Origin of the sequence: Mesorhizobium sp. M7A.F.Ca.CA.003.01.2.1 (assembly GCF_003998945.1) — a bacterium.
GTDB lineage: Bacteria > Pseudomonadota > Alphaproteobacteria > Rhizobiales > Rhizobiaceae > Mesorhizobium > Mesorhizobium ciceri.
The window spans coordinates 1-406 of the sequence record NZ_RZRA01001710.1 but is presented as its reverse complement, the minus strand read 5'-3'; the positions used below and the strand labels follow the sequence as shown (position 1 = coordinate 406).

The 406-nt window shown below is 65.8% G+C and carries 1 protein-coding gene; it reads left to right on the top strand.

Translation table 11 applies throughout. The features are described 5' to 3' along the window. Positions 1–406: glutaminase (locus EN969_RS35055; protein ID WP_206525400.1), on the top strand; the 406-nt coding region annotated here is incomplete at both ends.

The following is a 406-nucleotide window of genomic DNA, read 5'->3' as shown; positions in this document are numbered from 1 at the left end:
AGTTCCTCGCCGACGACGAATCGATCATCATCGATCGTGAGGTCGCGGCGTCCGAACGGGCCACCGGCTATCGCAACTTCGCGCTTGCCAACTACATGAAATCCTTCGGCAATCTCCACCACGCGCCGGAGCTGGCGCTGGGCGTCTACTTCCACCATTGCGCCATCGCAATGAGTTGCCGGCAACTGGCGCTCGCCGGCCGCTTTCTCGCCAATGGCGGCAAGAACCCGGCGACCGGGCATTCCGTGGTGTCGGCCGAACGGGCACGCCGCATCGGCGCGATGATGCTGACCTGCGGTCACTATGATGGCTCCGGCGATTTCGCCTTCCGCGTCGGCATCCCCGGCAAGAGCGGCGTCGGCGGCGGCATATTGGGCATCGTGCCGGGCGTGGCGTCGCTTGCCGT